14 protein-coding genes are annotated in these 15,300 nt (G+C 71.9%); 5 read left to right on the forward strand and 9 right to left on the reverse strand.

Annotation, left to right across the window (positions count from 1 at the left end):
* Positions 1–18 precede the first annotated feature (18 nt).
* Complete coding sequence (locus ACFY4A_RS22405) at positions 19–525, forward strand: hypothetical protein (protein ID WP_390831133.1); 507 nt, start codon at positions 19–21, stop codon at positions 523–525.
* Positions 526–635: 110 nt separating this feature from the next.
* Here ACFY4A_RS22405 and ppc read toward each other — a convergent pair whose 3' ends face one another.
* Entirely contained in the window at positions 636–3,365 is a 2,730-nt protein-coding gene (gene ppc / locus ACFY4A_RS22410; protein WP_390831134.1) for a phosphoenolpyruvate carboxylase, read from the reverse strand.
* Positions 3,366–3,656: 291 nt separating this feature from the next.
* Here ppc and ACFY4A_RS22415 point away from each other — a divergent pair, with 291 nt between their 5' ends.
* Positions 3,657–4,664 carry an acyl-CoA desaturase gene (locus ACFY4A_RS22415; RefSeq protein WP_390831135.1) on the forward strand — a complete coding sequence of 336 codons (1,008 nt, stop codon included), beginning with the start codon at positions 3,657–3,659 and terminating at the stop codon, positions 4,662–4,664.
* On the forward strand, positions 4,661–5,335 hold the full coding sequence (locus ACFY4A_RS22420; RefSeq protein ID WP_390831136.1) for a TetR family transcriptional regulator: 675 nt from the start codon (positions 4,661–4,663) through the stop codon (positions 5,333–5,335). The genes ACFY4A_RS22415 and ACFY4A_RS22420 overlap by 4 nt, the downstream gene beginning before the upstream one ends.
* Positions 5,336–5,425: 90 nt before the next feature.
* Here the strand turns inward: ACFY4A_RS22420 and ACFY4A_RS22425 are convergent, their stop codons facing one another.
* On the reverse strand, positions 5,426–5,788 hold the full coding sequence (locus ACFY4A_RS22425) for a VOC family protein (protein WP_390831137.1): 363 nt from the start codon (positions 5,786–5,788) through the stop codon (positions 5,426–5,428).
* 3 nt (positions 5,789–5,791) lie between these two features.
* Positions 5,792–6,610: a trans-aconitate 2-methyltransferase gene (locus ACFY4A_RS22430; RefSeq protein WP_390831183.1), complete on the reverse strand. Its 819-nt coding sequence runs from the start codon at positions 6,608–6,610 to the stop codon at positions 5,792–5,794.
* A gap of 127 nt (positions 6,611–6,737) precedes the next feature.
* On the opposite strand from ACFY4A_RS22430, the gene tamR reads away from it, so the two are divergent.
* Positions 6,738–7,235, forward strand: coding sequence for a MarR family transcriptional regulator TamR (gene tamR, locus ACFY4A_RS22435; RefSeq protein ID WP_390831138.1), 498 nt, complete (start codon positions 6,738–6,740; stop codon positions 7,233–7,235).
* A gap of 198 nt (positions 7,236–7,433) precedes the next feature.
* Here tamR and ACFY4A_RS22440 read toward each other — a convergent pair whose 3' ends face one another.
* Positions 7,434–8,207: a LuxR C-terminal-related transcriptional regulator gene (locus tag ACFY4A_RS22440; protein WP_390831139.1), complete on the reverse strand. Its 774-nt coding sequence runs from the start codon at positions 8,205–8,207 to the stop codon at positions 7,434–7,436.
* Positions 8,208–8,481: 274 nt separating this feature from the next.
* Between ACFY4A_RS22440 and ACFY4A_RS22445 the strand changes: the two genes are divergently transcribed.
* Positions 8,482–8,925 carry a GNAT family N-acetyltransferase gene (locus ACFY4A_RS22445; protein ID WP_390831140.1) on the forward strand — a complete coding sequence of 148 codons (444 nt, stop codon included), beginning with the start codon at positions 8,482–8,484 and terminating at the stop codon, positions 8,923–8,925.
* A 39-nt stretch (positions 8,926–8,964) separates the two neighbouring features.
* Here the strand turns inward: ACFY4A_RS22445 and galK are convergent, their stop codons facing one another.
* From galK to ACFY4A_RS22470, 5 genes are all read right to left on the reverse strand, one after another.
* Positions 8,965–10,119, reverse strand: a complete 1,155-nt coding sequence (gene galK, locus ACFY4A_RS22450) for a galactokinase (protein ID WP_390831141.1) — start codon at positions 10,117–10,119, stop codon at positions 8,965–8,967.
* Positions 10,120–11,088 carry a UDP-glucose 4-epimerase GalE gene (gene galE, locus ACFY4A_RS22455; RefSeq protein WP_390831142.1) on the reverse strand — a complete coding sequence of 323 codons (969 nt, stop codon included), beginning with the start codon at positions 11,086–11,088 and terminating at the stop codon, positions 10,120–10,122.
* Positions 11,085–12,146 carry a galactose-1-phosphate uridylyltransferase gene (galT, locus tag ACFY4A_RS22460; RefSeq protein ID WP_390831143.1) on the reverse strand — a complete coding sequence of 354 codons (1,062 nt, stop codon included), beginning with the start codon at positions 12,144–12,146 and terminating at the stop codon, positions 11,085–11,087. The genes galE and galT overlap by 4 nt, the downstream gene beginning before the upstream one ends.
* Positions 12,147–12,463: 317 nt before the next feature.
* Positions 12,464–13,135: a LuxR C-terminal-related transcriptional regulator gene (locus tag ACFY4A_RS22465; protein ID WP_390831144.1), complete on the reverse strand. Its 672-nt coding sequence runs from the start codon at positions 13,133–13,135 to the stop codon at positions 12,464–12,466.
* A 263-nt stretch (positions 13,136–13,398) separates the two neighbouring features.
* Positions 13,399–15,219 (reverse strand): PQQ-binding-like beta-propeller repeat protein, encoded by a 1,821-nt coding sequence (locus tag ACFY4A_RS22470; RefSeq protein WP_390831145.1) that lies wholly within the window; start codon positions 15,217–15,219, stop codon positions 13,399–13,401.
* Positions 15,220–15,300: the final 81 nt, after the last annotated feature.

Below are 15,300 nucleotides of genomic sequence, written 5' to 3' on the forward strand. Positions count from 1 at the left end.
GTCGCAGCGGCATGGCCAATGATCCCGGCCATGCCTGCCGCCACCGCCACTCGTTCCCGTCAGGCCTCCGACGCCGCGCTCCGGTTCGGTCGGGTCACGGCCATGGGCACCGTCACGGCGCTGATCCTCATCGCGGGGGTGTGGGCGTCCTGGCGCACCGCGCCGTACGTGATGCTGACCAAGGGACGTGAGCAGGGCACGATCGCGGTGACGCGGTGCGACAGCGGCACGTGCACCGGGCCGTACACACCGGTCTCGACGGGGTCGAAGGCCCGCGACCTGGTGGTGATCGACCACACCGTGGCGGTGCGCAAGGGGCAGGCCTACAGCGTCGTCGTCAAGCCGGGGACGGACGAGGTGGTCCGCTCGGGCCCGGCCGGGATCCTGTACGCGTGGGCTCCGCTGGGCGGTGCGCTGCTGCTGGCCTCGGTGGTCGTGGCGGGCGGGCTGCGGCGGACCCGGGCGGCGTGGGTGCTGGCGGGGTCGGGGGTCGCTCTGCTGACGGCGGCCTTCGTGGCGTTGTGAGCCGTAGCGCATGAGGGTGCGCCCCGGATTCGTCCGACGGTCGGTACGAACCCCGGGGGCACCCTTGGCCGTTTCCCGGATGGCCGGCCGGTGGGCCGTGCCCGGGATGTTCAGCCGGTGTTGCGCAGGCCGGCCGCCACGCCGTTGACCGTGAGCAGCAGGGCCCGGGAGAGCAGCGGGTCGGGTTCCTGGCCGGCCGCCGCCGCGTCGCGCTGCCGCTTGAGCAGGGTGACCTGGAGGTAGGAGATCGGGTCGAGGTAGGCGTCGCGGATGGCGAAGGTCTGCCTGAGCACGGGCTGGGCGTCGAGGAGTTCGCTCTCGCCGGTGACGCGCAGCACCTCGCGCACGGTGAGCTCGTGCTCGGCCCGGATGGTGTCGAAGATGTGCTTGAGCTCGTCGGGGACGAGGGTGTCGACGTAGTGCCGGGCGATGCGCAGGTCGGTCTTGGCCAGGGTCATCTCGACGTTGGAGATGAAGTTGCGGAAGAAGTGCCACTGCCCGTGCATCTCGTCGAGCACGGTGTCGAGTCCGGCCTCGCGCAGCGCCTTCAGCCCGGAGCCGACGCCGAACCAGCCGGGCACGATCTGCCGGGACTGGGTCCAGCCGAACACCCAGGGGATGGCGCGCAGTCCGTCGAGTCCGGCGCCGGAGTCGGGGCGGCGCGAGGGGCGCGAGCCCAGGTGCAGGTCGGCGAGCTGGTCCACGGGGGTGGAGGCGAAGAAGTACGCCGGCAGGTCGGGATCCTCGACGAGCCTGCGGTAGGCGGCGTGGGCGGCGCCGGACACCACGTCCATCGCGGCGTCCCAGCGGGCCAGCGCCTCCACCGACTGGCGCGGGGCGGTGTGCAGGGCGGAGGCCTGAAGGGTCGCCGCAACCGTCAGTTCCAGGTTCTCCCGGGCCAGGGACGGGATGAGGTACTTGTCGGAGATGACCTCGCCCTGCTCGGTGACCTTGATCTCGCCCTCCAGGGTGCCCCAGGGCTGGGCGAGGATCGCGTCGTGGCTGGGGCCGCCGCCGCGGCCGACGGTGCCGCCGCGCCCGTGGAAGAGCCGCAGCCGTACGCCGTAGCGGTGCGCGACGTCGCGCAGGCGCCGCTGGGCGCGGTGGATCTCCCACTGGCTGGTGGTGATGCCGCCGAACTTGGAGGAGTCGGAGTAGCCGAGCATGACCTCCTGCACATCGCCCCTGAGCGCGACCAGGCGCCGGTAGGACGGGTCGGAGAGCATGTCCTCCAGGATGGTGTCGGCGGCCTTGAGCTCGTCGGTGGTCTCCAGCAGCGGCACGATGCCGATCCGGGCCCAGCCGGCGTGCAGGTCGAGGAGTCCGGCCTCGCGGGCCAGGACGGTGGCGGCGAAGACGTCGTCGGCGCCCTGGCACATGGAGATGATGTACGACTCGATCACCTCGGGCCCGAAGACGCTCAGGGCCCGCTTGACCGTCTCGAAGACGCCGAGGGTCTTGGCGCCGGCCGCGTCGACGGGGGCCGGGGTGGGGGCGAGCGGCCTTCTGGACCTCAGCTCCTTGGCGAGCAGCTTGGCGCGGTACTCGCGGGGCATGTCGGCGTAGCGCCAGGACTCCTCGCCGAGCCGGTCGAACAGCTGGCCAAGGGCGTGGTGGTGGGCGTCGGCGTGCTCGCGGACGTCCATGGTGGCCAGCTGGAGGCCGAAGGCGGCCAGGGTGCGGATGGTGCGGCCCAGCCGGCCGTCGGCGAACAGGCCGCCGCGGTTCTCGCGCAGCGAGCCCTGGATGATCCGCAGGTCGCGCAGGAGTTCGGAGGTGCCGAGGTAGTCGCGGCCGGCCTCGTGCGGGGTGCCGGTGGCCAGGCGCTGCTTGGTGTTGACGAGCTTCTGGCGGATGCAGGTGGCCTTGAGCCGGTAGGGCTCCTCGGCGTTGAGCCGCTTGTAGCGGGGGCTGATCTCGGGCAGGTTCTCCAGATCGGTCTGGAGGGACTGGAGCAGTTCGTCGGTGGCGCCGGTGTAGCGGATCGAGTTGGACAGGAAGCCGCGCAGCTCGTCGATCATGTCGAGGGCGTCGTTGATGCCGTGCTCGTGCTGGAGGATCAGCACGTCCCAGGTGACCTCGGGGGTCACGTTGGGGTTGCCGTCGCGGTCGCCGCCGATCCAGGTGCCGAAGGTGAGGGGACGGGTGTCGTCGGGCAGCTTGACGCCGACGCGCTCCAGTTCCGCGGTGAGGTCCTCCAGGACGTCGCCGACGGCGCCGGCGTGGAGTTCGTCGAGGTAGTAGATGGCGTTGCGGGACTCGTCGGCGGGTTCGGGGCGGACGACGCGGAGTTCGTCGGTCTGCCAGACGAGGTCGATGTTCTCCGCCAGCCGGGTGTCCAGGCGGCGGCGGTCGGACTCGACGACCGGGGACTCCAGGAGCGCGGCGATGCGCCGGAGCTTGTTGAGCACCGAGCGGCGGGCGGCCTCGGTGGGGTGGGCGGTGAACACCGGTCGGACGTTGAGGTGCCGAACGGTCTCGCGCAGATGTTCGGGGTCGGCGTCCTTGAGGCGGTCGGCGGTGCGGGCGAGCAGACCGCCCTCCGCGGCGCGCCGGGCGCGCAGTTCGCGTCCGCGGTGCACCTGTTCGGTGACGTTCGCCAGATGGAAGTAGGTGGAGAAGGCGCGGACCAACTTGGCCGCGGTGTCGAGTTCGGTGCCGCGCAGCAGTTCGGCGGCGGCCTCACCGTCCTCTCGGGTGAGGCGGCGGACCTTCTCGACCAGGTCGAGGAGCTCGGGGCCTTCCTGCCGTACCAGGGCCTCCCCGAGGAGGTCACCCAGTCGGCGGATGTCGGCGCGCAGCTCGGCGCTGGTCGTCGTCTGGTCGTCGGCACTGCTCACAGGTGCGGCTCCTTGCGGGTTGAAGCACGTCTGGGAGGGAACCCGGACGGGTGCCGCGCGGCGGCTGCCGCTTACGGGCCAGGTGTCCGGGAAGGAATTCTTCAGAGCGGACCGCGCTGTCCGACCGCCTCCAAGTCTAGGTGTCGTGGGGGACGCGCAGGCTAGGGGCTCTTGCCGCGGCGCGACGCGCTGCCATACTTACGACGCCGTAGGTTACGGAACCGTAGGGAGCTGAACGGTTCCCTGACCCCCGACGACCCGTCTCGACCCTCGACCCCACAGGGGACGCCCATGACCACAAGCTCCGATGTGATCGACGACGCCCCGAAGGCGACCGACACCTCACTTCCCTCCGCCACCCTGGGAGGTGAGCAGAAGCGTTCGATCGAGCAGATCACGCTGCTGCTCTTCATCACCGTTCCGTTCCTGGCACTGCTCGCCGCGGTACCGCTGGCATGGGGCTGGGGGGTGAGGTGGCTGGACCTCGGCCTCCTGGTCTTCTTCTACTTCCTCGGCTGTCACGGCATCACGATCGGTTTCCACCGGCATTTCACACATGGCTCGTTCAAGGCGAAGCGGCCCCTGAGGATCGCGCTGGCGATCGCGGGGTCGATGGCGGTCGAAGGACCCCTGGTCCGCTGGGTCGCCGACCACCGCAGGCACCACAAGTTCTCCGACCACGAGGGCGATCCGCACTCCCCGTGGCGGTACGGCGAGACGGTTCCGGCGCTGCTGAAGGGCCTGTGGTGGGCCCATGTCGGCTGGATGTTCGACGAGGAGCAGACGCCGCAGGACAAGTACGCCCCGGACCTGATCAAGGACCGGACCATGCGGACGATCTCCCGGCAGTTCGTGCTGTGGACGGCGGTGTCGCTGCTGCTGCCGGCGCTGATCGGCGGCCTGGTCACGATGTCGTGGTGGGGCGCGTTCACCGCGTTCTTCTGGGGCTCGCTGGTCCGGGTGGCGCTGCTGCACCACGTGACGTGGTCGATCAACTCCATCTGCCACGCGGTCGGCAAGCGCCCGTTCAAGTCGCGGGACCGCTCGGGCAACGTGTGGTGGCTGGCGATCCTGTCGTGCGGCGAGTCCTGGCACAACCTGCACCACGCCGACCCGACCTCGGCCCGGCACGGAGTGGAGCGCGGCCAGCTGGACTCCTCGGCCCGGATCATCCGCTGGTTCGAACGGCTCGGCTGGGCCCACGACGTGCGCTGGCCGTCACGCTCGCGTATCGATTCCCGCCGCAACGACGGGGAGGGCGACTCCCGGCGCCGGAGGAAGACCGCCGAGGCGGCATGATTGACGGCGTGGCGACCGACTCCAGCACTTCCAGCAATGACAAGCCGCGGCGCACGCGGCGTACCCGTATGACCGGTGCCGAGCGCCGCCAGCAACTGCTGGAGATCGGTCGCACGCTGTTCGCGGCGAAGGGCTTCGAGGGCACCTCGGTGGAGGAGATCGCGGCGAAGGCCGGGGTGTCCAAGCCGGTGGTGTACGAGCACTTCGGCGGCAAGGAGGGCCTGTACGCGGTGGTGGTGGACCGCGAGATGCGGCGGCTGCTGGAGATGGTCACCGGCTCGCTGACGGCGGGCCACCCCCGCGAGCTGTGCGAGCAGGCCGCGTTCGCCCTGCTGGACTATATCGAGGAGTACACGGACGGCTTCCGCATCCTGGTCCGCGACTCCCCCATCCCCCAGTCGACGGGTTCCTTCGCCTCCCTGATCTCCGACATCGCCACCCAGGTGGAGGACATCCTGGGCCGCGAGTTCAAGTCCCGCGGCTTCGATCCGAAGCTGGCCCCGCTGTACGCCCAGGCGCTGGTCGGCATGGTCGCCCTGACCGGCCAGTGGTGGCTGGACGTCCGCCGCCCGAAGAAGGCGGAGGTCGCCGCCCATCTGGTGAACCTGGCCTGGCACGGGCTGGACGGGCTGGAGCAGCGGCCCCGGCTGATCGGGCACCGCAAGTCCTAGGGCCTCTCGTTCGGATCACGCCGGGCTCCCGGGCCTCCGGCCTGATCCAGGCGGAGGACCCCAGGTCGTCCCGCGAAGAGGCGAGAGGTCTCAGGCGAGCGGCTCCAGGAACTCCAGGCGGTTGCCGACGGGGTCCTCCGAGTAGAAGCGCTTGTGGCCGGGCAGGTCGTCGTCCCGGACGACCTTCGCGCCGTGCGCCGCGAGCCGGGCGGCGAAGGCCTCGATGTCCGTCACCCGGAGCCCCGGGTGGGCCTTCCGGGCGGGGCGGAAGTCCCGTTCGACGCCCAGGTGCAGCCGGACGGAGCCGGCCTCGAACCAGCAGCCGCCGCGCGCGGCCAGTACCGGCGGCTTCGGGACCTCGGTCATGCCGAGGATCCCGGCGTAGTACGCCCGCAGGTCGTCCTCGGAGCCGGGCGGGGCGGCGAGCTGGACGTGGTCGAGGGCGGTGAGCATGATTCACGCCTCCTTGGTGGCGACCGCGAGGATGCGGCGGAAGGGGAACGGGGTGCCGTGCGGTCCGGCCGGGTAGGCCTCGCGCAGGGCGGTGCGGTACTCGGTCAGGAAGTCCTCGCGGGCCGCCGGGTCGTCGCTGAGGGCGGTGAGGACGGGCCGCAGACCGGTGCCCTTCACCCAGTCCAGGACCGGGTCCTCACCGGTCAGAAGGTGGATGTACGTGGTCTCCCAGACGTCGGCCGCGCAGCCGAGGCCGGTCAGCCTCTCCAGGTAGGCCTCGGGGGCGAGCACCGCGTCCTCGTGGCGCAAGGTGTCCGCGAGCCGGTCGCGCCAGCGGGCGGAGCCGGCGATTTCGCGCATGAGCCGGTGGCTGGGGGCGGAGAAGTTGCCGGGGACCTGGAAGGCGAAGGTGCCGCCGGGGCGCAGCCCCGCCACCCAGTCGGCGAAGCGGTCCGGGTGCCCAGGCACCCACTGGAGCGTGGCGTTGCTGACGATCAGGTCGTACGGCTCGCCGGGGGTCCAGATGCGGGCGTCGCCGGGGGTGAAGTCGAGGCGGCCGCCGCGGGGGGTGGGGCCCTGGTGGTCGACCACGGCCTTGTCGAGCATCGCCGGGGAGTTGTCGTAGCCCGTGATGTGCGCGGTGGGCCAGCGGTCGGCGAGCAGGGCGGTCACGTTTCCGGGGCCGCAGCCGAGGTCGGCGATACGGGGTCGGTCGCCGGGCAGCGCGGGGATGCGGGCGAGGAGATCGCTGAAGGGGCGGGCCCGGTGGCCGGCGTGGCGCAGGTACTGGGCGGGGTCCCAGGCGGGGCTGTGGGTGGACATGGCGGCCTCCAGAAGGTGCTGGGCGTCGTCGGTGGCTGCGGGCACCACTTTCCCCTCCAGTTATCTCGGCGTCAAGAAAATCGACATCAAGAGACTTCATGTCGACACAACCACTACACTGATCGCCATGGAGGACGAGGTCGATCGGCTGGTCGCAGCGTGGCGCCGAGAGCGCCCGGACCTCGACGTGGAACCGCTCGAGGTGCTCAGCCGGGTGAGCAGACTGGCCCGGCACCTGGACCGCGCACGCCGGCTTGCCTTCTCCGAGCACAGCCTGGAGCCCTGGGAGTTCGATGTCCTGACGGCGCTCAGGCGCGCGGGCTCGCCGTACCAGCTCTCCCCCGGACAGCTGCTGACCCAGACGCTGGTCACCTCCGGCACGATGACGAACCGCATCGACCGGCTGGCCAAGAAGGGCCTGGTGGAACGCCTCCCCGACCCCAGCGACCGGCGCGGAGTACTGGTCCGCCTGACGGACGAGGGCCGGGACCGCGCCGACCGGTCCCTGGCCGGGCTCCTGGACCAGGAGCGCGCGCTGCTGGCCGAGCTGTCGTCCGCACAGCGCGCCGAACTGGCCGGCCTGCTGCGCCAGTTGACCGCCCCGTTCGACAACATCCCCGGCTGAGGGCCTGCCGGGCGGATCGGGGCGGGGTCGCGGGGTCTGGCACGCACTCCCCTGAACTCTTCGAGCAGGGGGGGACCCCCAGCGGCGTTGTCGTCACTCGCCGATCCCCAAGCCCTTGACGAGCAGGGGGACCTCCATCGCGTCGGCTCCCTCCTCCGCCTTGCAGCCGCACGCACCGGACCCGCTCACCGGAGTCGGTCAGGCGCTGCTGCTTTCCTCCACCCCGATCCGCCCGGCAGGCCCCAGGTCGGCCGGCCCCACGCCGGCCCGGCGGGCCAGTGCCACGGCGGCCAGGGTGGAGTGCACGCCCAGCTTGCCCAGGACGTTCTGCATATGGGTGCGCACGGTGTGCGGGGACAGGTACAGCCGCTCGGCGACGGCCTTGCGGCCCAGCCCCGCGACCATGCAGCGCAGCACCTCCCGCTCGCGCGGGGTCAGCGACTCCACCAGGCGCTCGCTCTCGGTCCGGTGCTTGCGGGCGGCGGTCAGCTCCCGCAGCACACCGGTGAGCAGGGCGGGCGGCAGATGGGTCTCGTCGCGCAGGACCCCGCGGATGACGGTGAGCAGCCGGGACAGCGAGCAGTCCTTGGCGACCCAGCCGCAGGCACCGGCCTGGAGAGCGAGCGCGGCGCGGCGCGGGTCGTCCTTCTCGGCGAGTACGACGGTCCGCACCCCCGGCTGGGCGCCGCGCGCCCCCGCGACCAGGGAGATACCGTCCACCAGTCCGTCCTCGTCGCCCTCCCGCACGGGAACGGCGGGCCGGGCGCCGGGGACGTTGCCGCCGAGGTCGGCGTCGACGAGCACGACGTCGAAGCGGCGGCCCTCGGCGGCCGCCCGCTCCAGGCAGCGCAGTGCCGCCGGGCCGGAGCCGGCCGCGGACACCTCGACGTCGGGCTCGGCGGCCAGGGCGGCGGCGAGCGACTCGGCGAAGATGCGGTGGTCGTCGACGACCAGGACTCGGACACGAACCACTGAAAACCCCCTTCCCCACGCTCTTGGCAGAGCAGGGGAGTCTCCCATCGCCGGAGAACGCCGAGCGGCACGGGCCCGACGCCCGGGGCCGAGCACGGTCGCACGGCTCTCGCCGTACCGGACCGCCGCTTCCGCCTCCGGTGTCCTGCCCGAGTCCTCTCGCCCCCTGACCAGCACCGGCCCCCACCGGTGCCGCTCATCAGGGTACGGCCGGCGGCCAGGAGGGGAAGGCAATTCGCAGAACTGACCGGCCGACGCGTTTAAGGTGTGCCGCATGTTTCGTATTGAGGCAGAAGTCGACAAAGCACGCCACGATCTGCTCCGCTCCCGCCTCCGCGACACGAACACGGCGGCCTCCCCGTACATCGCCGCCCTGCGCAGAACCCCCGCCGCGCGAGAAGCCCCCCTCCACCTCTGGGCGTTGAACGACTCCGGCGATCTGGCGGGCGGCCTGGTGGGCCACACCTGGGCGACCTGGCTGCATGTGACCCACCTCTGGGTCGACGCCCCCCACCGCGGCACGGGCCTCGGCTCCCGCCTGCTGACCCGCGCCGAACGCATCGCCCACCGCGACCGCGCCTGCACCGCCGCCCGCCTGGAGACCTGGGACTTCCAGGCCCCGGACTTCTACCGCAGGCACGACTACAAGGTGGTCTGCGCGATCCCCGACTACCCGCCGGGGATCACCGAGTACACCATGATCAAGCCTCTGCCCTGACCGGACCGGCTCCCGGCGACGGGACCCGGTCCCGTTCCGTCAGGCCGACCGCCTCGCGCCCGCCGAGGGAACCGCCTCGAAGACGCGCGGGGTCCGGTGGCCCGCGTCGGTGAAGGACTGCTCGATCGCCTTGGTGAGGGCGGGGACGCCGGAGGACTCGGTCAGGACGATCGCCGAGCCGCCGAAACCGCCGCCGGTCATCCGGGCGCCGAGGGCGCCGGAGGCGAGGGCCGTGTCGACGACCAGGTCCAGCTCCGGGCAGGACACCCGGAAGTCGTCGCGCAGGGAGGCGTGGCCCTCGGTCAGGATCGGGCCGATCGACCTGATGTCGCCCGCCTCCAGGAGGGACACCACCCGTTCCGCCCGCTCGTTCTCGGTGACGACATGGCGGACCAGCCGGGTCACCTCCTCTTCACCGGCCAGCTCGGCCAGCGCCGCGTCCAGGCCGTCGTAGGGGATGTCGCGCAGGGCGTCCACGCCCAGCAGGGCCGCGCCCTTCTCGCAGCCCGTGCGGCGCCTGCCGTACTCGCCGTCGCTGTGGGCGTGCTGGACCCGGGTGTCGACGACCAGCAGGCGCAGGCCCTCGGCGGCCAGGTCGAAGGGGACCTGGCGCTGGGACAGGTCGCGGGTGTCCAGGAACAGGGCGTGGCCCGACGCGCAGCAGGCCGAGGCGGTCTGGTCCATGATGCCGGTGGGGGCGCCGACGTAGACGTTCTCGGCGCGCTGGCACAGGCGGGCCAGTTGCCAGCCTTTCAGATCCGGGCCGTAGAGGTCGTTCAGGGCCAGGGCGACCACGACCTCCAGGGCCGCGGAGGAGGACAGGCCGGCGCCCGTGGGGACCGTCGACGTCAGGTGGACGTCCGCGCCGGTCACCTCGTGGCCCGCCTCGCGCAGAGCCCAGACCACGCCCGCGGGGTAGGCGGTCCAGTTCCGGTCGGACTGCGGGGCCAGGTCGTCGATCCTCAGTTCCACGGGACCTCCCGGCACATCGGCCGAGTGCAGCCGCAGTACGCCGTCGTCGCGGCGCGCGACCGCGGCGGTCGTGACGTGCGGCAGCGCGAAGGGCATCACGAAGCCGTCGTTGTAGTCGGTGTGCTCGCCGATCAGGTTGACGCGGCCCGGCGCCGCCCAGACTCCCTCCGGCTCGGCGCCGTACAGCTCGGTGAAGCCTTCTTGGACCTCAAGTGCCCCCACTTACCGCTCCCTTGCGATGTGCTGCGCGAACTCCCAGGCATCCGCGACGATACCCGCGAGATCCGCGCGGGACGGGTTCCAGCCGAGCTTCTCGCGGGCGGCGGCGGCCGAGGCGACCAGGACCGCCGGGTCGCCGGCCCGGCGCGGGGCCACGACCTCCGGGACGGGGTGGCCGGTGACCCGCCGGACGGTCTCGACGACCTCGCGGACGGAGAAGCCGTTGCCGTTGCCCAGGTTGCACACCAGGTGCTCGCCGGGCCGGGCGGCGTCCAGGGCCAGCAGATGGGCCTCGGCGAGGTCGGCCACGTGGATGTAGTCGCGCACGCAGGTGCCGTCCGGGGTCGGGTAGTCGTCGCCGTAGACGGAGATCGCGTCCCGCCTGCCCTGCGCGACCTGGAGGACCAGCGGGATCAGGTGCGACTCGGGGTCGTGGCGTTCGCCGTACGCGCCGTAGGCGCCGGCCACGTTGAAGTAGCGCAGCGAGACCGCGCCCAGGCCGTGGGCCGCCGTCTCGCCGGCGATCATGTGGTCGACGGCGAGCTTCGAGGCGCCGTAGGGGTTGGTGGGCCGGGTAGCGGCCGTCTCGACGATCGGGACCTGCTCCGGTTCGCCGTAGGTCGCCGCCGTGGAGGAGAAGACCAGCGTGCGCACGCCCGCCTCGCGCATGGCGGTGAGCAGGGCCATCGTGCCGCCGACGTTGTTGGCCCAGTACCTCTCCGGCTTCACCACCGACTCGCCGACCTGCGAGAAGGCGGCGAAGTGCAGCACCGCGGCGAAGGAGGAGTCCAGCCACTTGGCGGCGTCCCGGACGTCGCCCTCGACGAAGGAGGCGCCCGCGGGCACGCCCTCACGGAAGCCGGTGGAGAGGTTGTCGAGCACCACGACCTCGTGACCGGCCTCCAGCAGGTGCTGGGCGACCACGCCGCCGACGTAGCCCGCGCCACCCGTCACCAGGTACTTCCCGCTCATGAACCCGCTACCTCTCGCAGTCGCTCGGCCGCACGCTCCGGCGGCACGTCGTTGATGAACACGTTCATGCCGGACTCGGAACCCGCGAGGAACTTCAGCTTGCCGGAAGTGCGGCGGATGGTGAAAAGCTCGAGGTGGAGCGCGAAGTCGTCGCGTGTGACGCCGTCGAACTCCTCCAGTGCGCCGAACGGGGCCTGGTGCCAGGCCGCGATGTACGGCGTCGGCGGGTCGCCCTCGCCGAAGAGCCGGTCGAAGCGCCCCAACAGGTCCAGATAGATCCCGGGGAACTCCGCGCGCGCCGCCTCGTCGAGTCCGAGCAGGTCGGGGACCCGGCGACGGGGGTAGAGGTGGACCTCGTAGGGCCAGTGCGCCGCGTACGGCACGAAGGCCACCCAGTGCTCGCCCGCTACGACGATCCGCTCGTCCGCCAGCTCCCGCTCCAGGACCGCGTCGAAGAGGTTCTCCCCGCCGGTGGCCTCCTTGTGCGCCGCCAGGGAGCGCAGCATCAGCGCGGTGCGCGGGGTGGTGAAGGGGTAGGCGTAGATCTGGCCGTGCGGATGCCCCAGCGTCACGCCGATCTCCGGTCCGCGGTTCTCGAAGCAGAACACCTGCTCCACGGAAGGCAGTTGGGACAGCTCCGCGGTGCGGTCCGTCCACGCGTCCAGGACCAGCCGGCCCTGCTTCTCGCTCAGGTCGGCGAACGAGGCGTCGTGGTCGGAGGTGAAGCAGACGACCTCGCACCGGCCGAGGTCGCCGGTCAGCGAGGGGAAGCGGTTCTCGAAGACCACCACGTCGTAGGAGGAGTCGGGGATCTCGCTCAGCCGCCCGCCCCGGGACGGGCACAGGGGGCACTCGTCGGCCGGCGGGTGGTAGGTGCGGCCCTGACGGTGGGAGGCGACGGCGACCGCGTCGCCGAGCAGCACGTCCCGGCGGACCTCGGAGGTGGTGACCGTCCGCTCCAGCGGGCGCCGGTCCACCGCGTCGCGCACGGTGTCTTCCCGCAGGTCGTAGTAGACGAGCTCACGACCGTCGGCCAGCCGGGTCGAGGTCTTCTTCACTGTCGGACTCCCTACTGGTCCCCGGGCCACCGGTCCGCGAGCCCGCACCCCGCCAACGCCCACCCACCCAACACAATCAAACATAACACGCCACAACCCACCACCCTTCTTCAGATCACGATCGAACAAAGCCCCTCGACCAAAGCTCTCCGAGCGCTCGCTGCCCGCCCGGATCACGGGCATCGCGAGGCGCGTTCTTCCTGGTGCGGATGAAGCCACGCCCGGTGACCCCGCCCGAGGAACGGCGGGAGGAACCGCGGGAGAAGGTGACGCCGGCGTCCGCCGACCGGTGCGGGGGACGCCGGAGCCGGACAGGGTTACGGCAGCGGGCCCGCGCGGTCCAGCAGGCCGGTGCGGGCCGCCAGGGCCGCCGCCTCCAGCCGCGAGCCCACCCCGAGCTTCATCAGGACGCGTTGGAGGTGGGTCCGGGCCGTGCTCGGGGCGATGCCCATGCCGGCCGCGATCAGGCGGGTGTCCTCGCCCTCGGCGACCCGGACCAGGACCTCCACCTCGCGCGGGGTGAGCATCCGCAGCAGGCGCTGGCCCTCGTCGTCCGGCTGGGCGGCGGGGTTCAGCAACTCGCCGAAGGCGCCCTGGAGGAGCTGCGGGGCGACAGCGGCCTCGCCCGCCCTCGCCTTGATGATCGCCCGCTCGACGCCCTCGATGCGCTCGTCATGGCGTACGTACCCCGAGGCCCCCGCCGCGAAGGCGGCCGCGATGCCGCGCGGGGACGGAACCGGACCGAGCACGACGACGGCGACCTGCGGACGCTCCCGCTTGATCTTCACCACCGGGTCGAAGGTGCCGGGCTCGGCCGGTGTCGCCGTGCCCAGCAGGCACACCTCCGGCGCACGGCTGATCACCAGGTCCGCCGCGCCCGCGGCCGGCGCCGCGGCGGCGAGCACACGGTGTCCACGCAGCTTCAGCGCCGAGGCCAGCGCCTCGGCAAGTAGCCGGTGGTCGTCGACCACCATGAGCCGCACTCCCATCGAGCCCCCAGTCCCCCACGCATGTCCACAGCCCGCCCGGGCAGCGGCCCCCCGGCACGCCCGCCCGTCATGCCCCCGGAAGCTACACGCTTGTTCGACATCGCGCTGCCCCTACCGACGAGAAGTGCCCCGGATCGGCGGGCTTTTTCGCATTCCTCGCATTCAGAACTCATTTCGAGGGTCATGCGAGGGCGCTGAGCGGTACGCGCACGGCCCCGCCCCCGGTCGGGGACGGGGCCGTCTCGTTCCGGCCGTGCGGCGGGTCAGCCGCTCGCTCCGAAGGCCAGCGCCAGGTAGTCCTTGCCGAGGGACGAGGACGACGCCTTGCGGGCGTAGATCGACGACATGTAGAGGTGGCCCTGGGAGTAGAGGAACTCCGCGCGGTCCGGGGACATGGAGGTCTCCGCGTCGCGCACGTCCCGCGAGGCCGGGTTCTCCAGCAGCTTGGTCTGCTTGAAGCTGCTGCCGTCGATGCTGACGATCTGGCCGCCCTTGTCGTAGGGCGGGCTCTTGTACGCGATGACGTCGGCGCCGTCCATGCGCAGCGGGTGGATGTGGTAGCCGTCGCCCGCGTCGGCGCGCTGGCCGGTCTGCCGACCGGTGCCGAGGTCGAACGCGACGATCTCGTTGGTCTTGCGGAACTCTTCGCTGCCGTCGTGGTCCTCGGTGGGCACGTACAGCCGGTCGTTGCCGACTGCGAGGCCCCGGCAGTCCTCGATCCTGCTGATGCCGTCGCAGCGGGCCGCGTAGGTGTCGCCGGGCGCCGAGATGTGGGCGCGCAGCTTGCCCGTCTGGTTGTCGATGGAGAAGAAGTCGGAGATACCACTGCCGTCGCCCGCGCTCTGGCCGACGTCGGCGGCCACGACGAGCGGATCGGTCGAGACGATCGCGGCGTACTCGATGCCCTGCGACATCTTGTACTCCGAGATCACCTTGCCGGACTTCGGGTCGATCGTCTGGATGCGCAGCTGACGCTGCCCGTACTGGCCGCACTTGCGGACCGCGACCAGCTTCGCGCCGCCGCCGTAACCGGCGTCGTAGCAGGTGTCGGCCGCCTTCGGGGCCCACAGGACCTTGCCGTCCGCGATGTCGAAGGCGGCCCCGCCACTGGTGCCGCCCGCGGCGACCGTGCCGCCGCTGACGGTGACGTTGTCGAGCCTGATGGGCTGGTCACCGGACTTGACGGTCTGCGTCCACAGCTTCTTGCCGGCGTCGAGGTCGATCGCCGCGACCTGGCTGCAGCCGTGCGTGGGCTTGTCCTTGGTCGGCATGGCCGGCTCGTAGACGATCGCCGCCCTGTCGTCCGAGGTGGTGTGCTTGCTGGCCTCGCACACCGGTCCGGGCAGTTCGATCGTCCACAGCTTGGTGCCCTTGTCCCGGTCGTAGCCGACGACCTCGGCGACGCCGCTCTTGACGTACGCCTTGTCGGTGAGCCAGGAGCCGGTGGTGGTGACCAGGTCGCTGACCTCGGGCATCGGCACCTGGTAGAGAACCTTCGCGGCCGGGTCGGACGGCGCCTTCTCCGTGCCGCCGGAGGCGGACTTCCCGTCGCCCTCCTTGCCGCCGGTGCCGCCGGTGGAGCTCGCGGTGTCCTGCTTGCCGCCGTCGGACTTGTTCGAGTACCAGATGCCGGTCCCGATGATCAGCGCGATCACGACGACGGTCGAGACGATGATCGCCACCTGGGCGTTGACCTTCCGGCCGCCGCCCGGCTGTCCGGCCTGCGGCCGCATCGGCACGGTCGGCGCCTGGCCGGGACAGCCGTACCCGGGCTGCTGGGCGCCGTACGGGTTCGGCTGCGCGGTGGGGGGTTGGGCGTAGGGGTTCGGCTGCCCTCCCGGGTAGCCGTAGCCGGGCTGGGGCTGCGGCGGTCCGGCCGGGGGCGGCGTCTGCGGGGCGACCTGCGGCGGCTGCGGTGCCTGCGGGTAGCCGTAACCCGGTGCCGGCTGCGGGGACTTGGCTAGGTCAGGACCGCCCGCGGGCGGCGTCTGCGGGGGCTGTGCGGGCTGCTGCGGCTGGTCCTGGGGCGGGCCGAAACCGCTGTGCTGCGGCGGCTGGTTGGGCGGCGGGGGCGGCTGGGTCATGACGGGTGCACCTCGGTTGACGCGGAGCGGGGACGGGACGACGGGAAGCCGGGTGGCCGGAACGGCGTGCGGCGCCGGCCG

It is taken from the genome of Streptomyces sp. NPDC001292 (assembly GCF_042896465.1).
Classification (GTDB): domain Bacteria; phylum Actinomycetota; class Actinomycetes; order Streptomycetales; family Streptomycetaceae; genus Streptomyces.

Bases quoted from the DNA above. Each gene is read 5' to 3' on its own strand.
- galE (WP_390831142.1), bottom strand. From the start codon at position 11,088: ATGAGCGGGAAGTACCTGGTGACGGGTGGCGCGGGCTACGTCGGCGGC.
- ACFY4A_RS22470 (WP_390831145.1), bottom strand. From the start codon at position 15,219: ATGACCCAGCCGCCCCCGCCGCCCAACCAGCCGCCGCAGCACAGCGGT.
- ACFY4A_RS22445 (WP_390831140.1), top strand. From the start codon at position 8,482: ATGTTTCGTATTGAGGCAGAAGTCGACAAAGCACGCCACGATCTGCTC.
- ACFY4A_RS22405 (WP_390831133.1), top strand. From the start codon at position 19: ATGATCCCGGCCATGCCTGCCGCCACCGCCACTCGTTCCCGTCAGGCC.
- ACFY4A_RS22415 (WP_390831135.1), top strand. From the start codon at position 3,657: ATGACCACAAGCTCCGATGTGATCGACGACGCCCCGAAGGCGACCGAC.
- ACFY4A_RS22425 (WP_390831137.1), bottom strand. From the start codon at position 5,788: ATGCTCACCGCCCTCGACCACGTCCAGCTCGCCGCCCCGCCCGGCTCC.
- ACFY4A_RS22430 (WP_390831183.1), bottom strand. From the start codon at position 6,610: ATGTCCACCCACAGCCCCGCCTGGGACCCCGCCCAGTACCTGCGCCAC.
- ACFY4A_RS22420 (WP_390831136.1), top strand. From the start codon at position 4,661: ATGATTGACGGCGTGGCGACCGACTCCAGCACTTCCAGCAATGACAAG.
- ACFY4A_RS22465 (WP_390831144.1), bottom strand. From the start codon at position 13,135: ATGGGAGTGCGGCTCATGGTGGTCGACGACCACCGGCTACTTGCCGAG.
- tamR (WP_390831138.1), top strand. From the start codon at position 6,738: ATGGAGGACGAGGTCGATCGGCTGGTCGCAGCGTGGCGCCGAGAGCGC.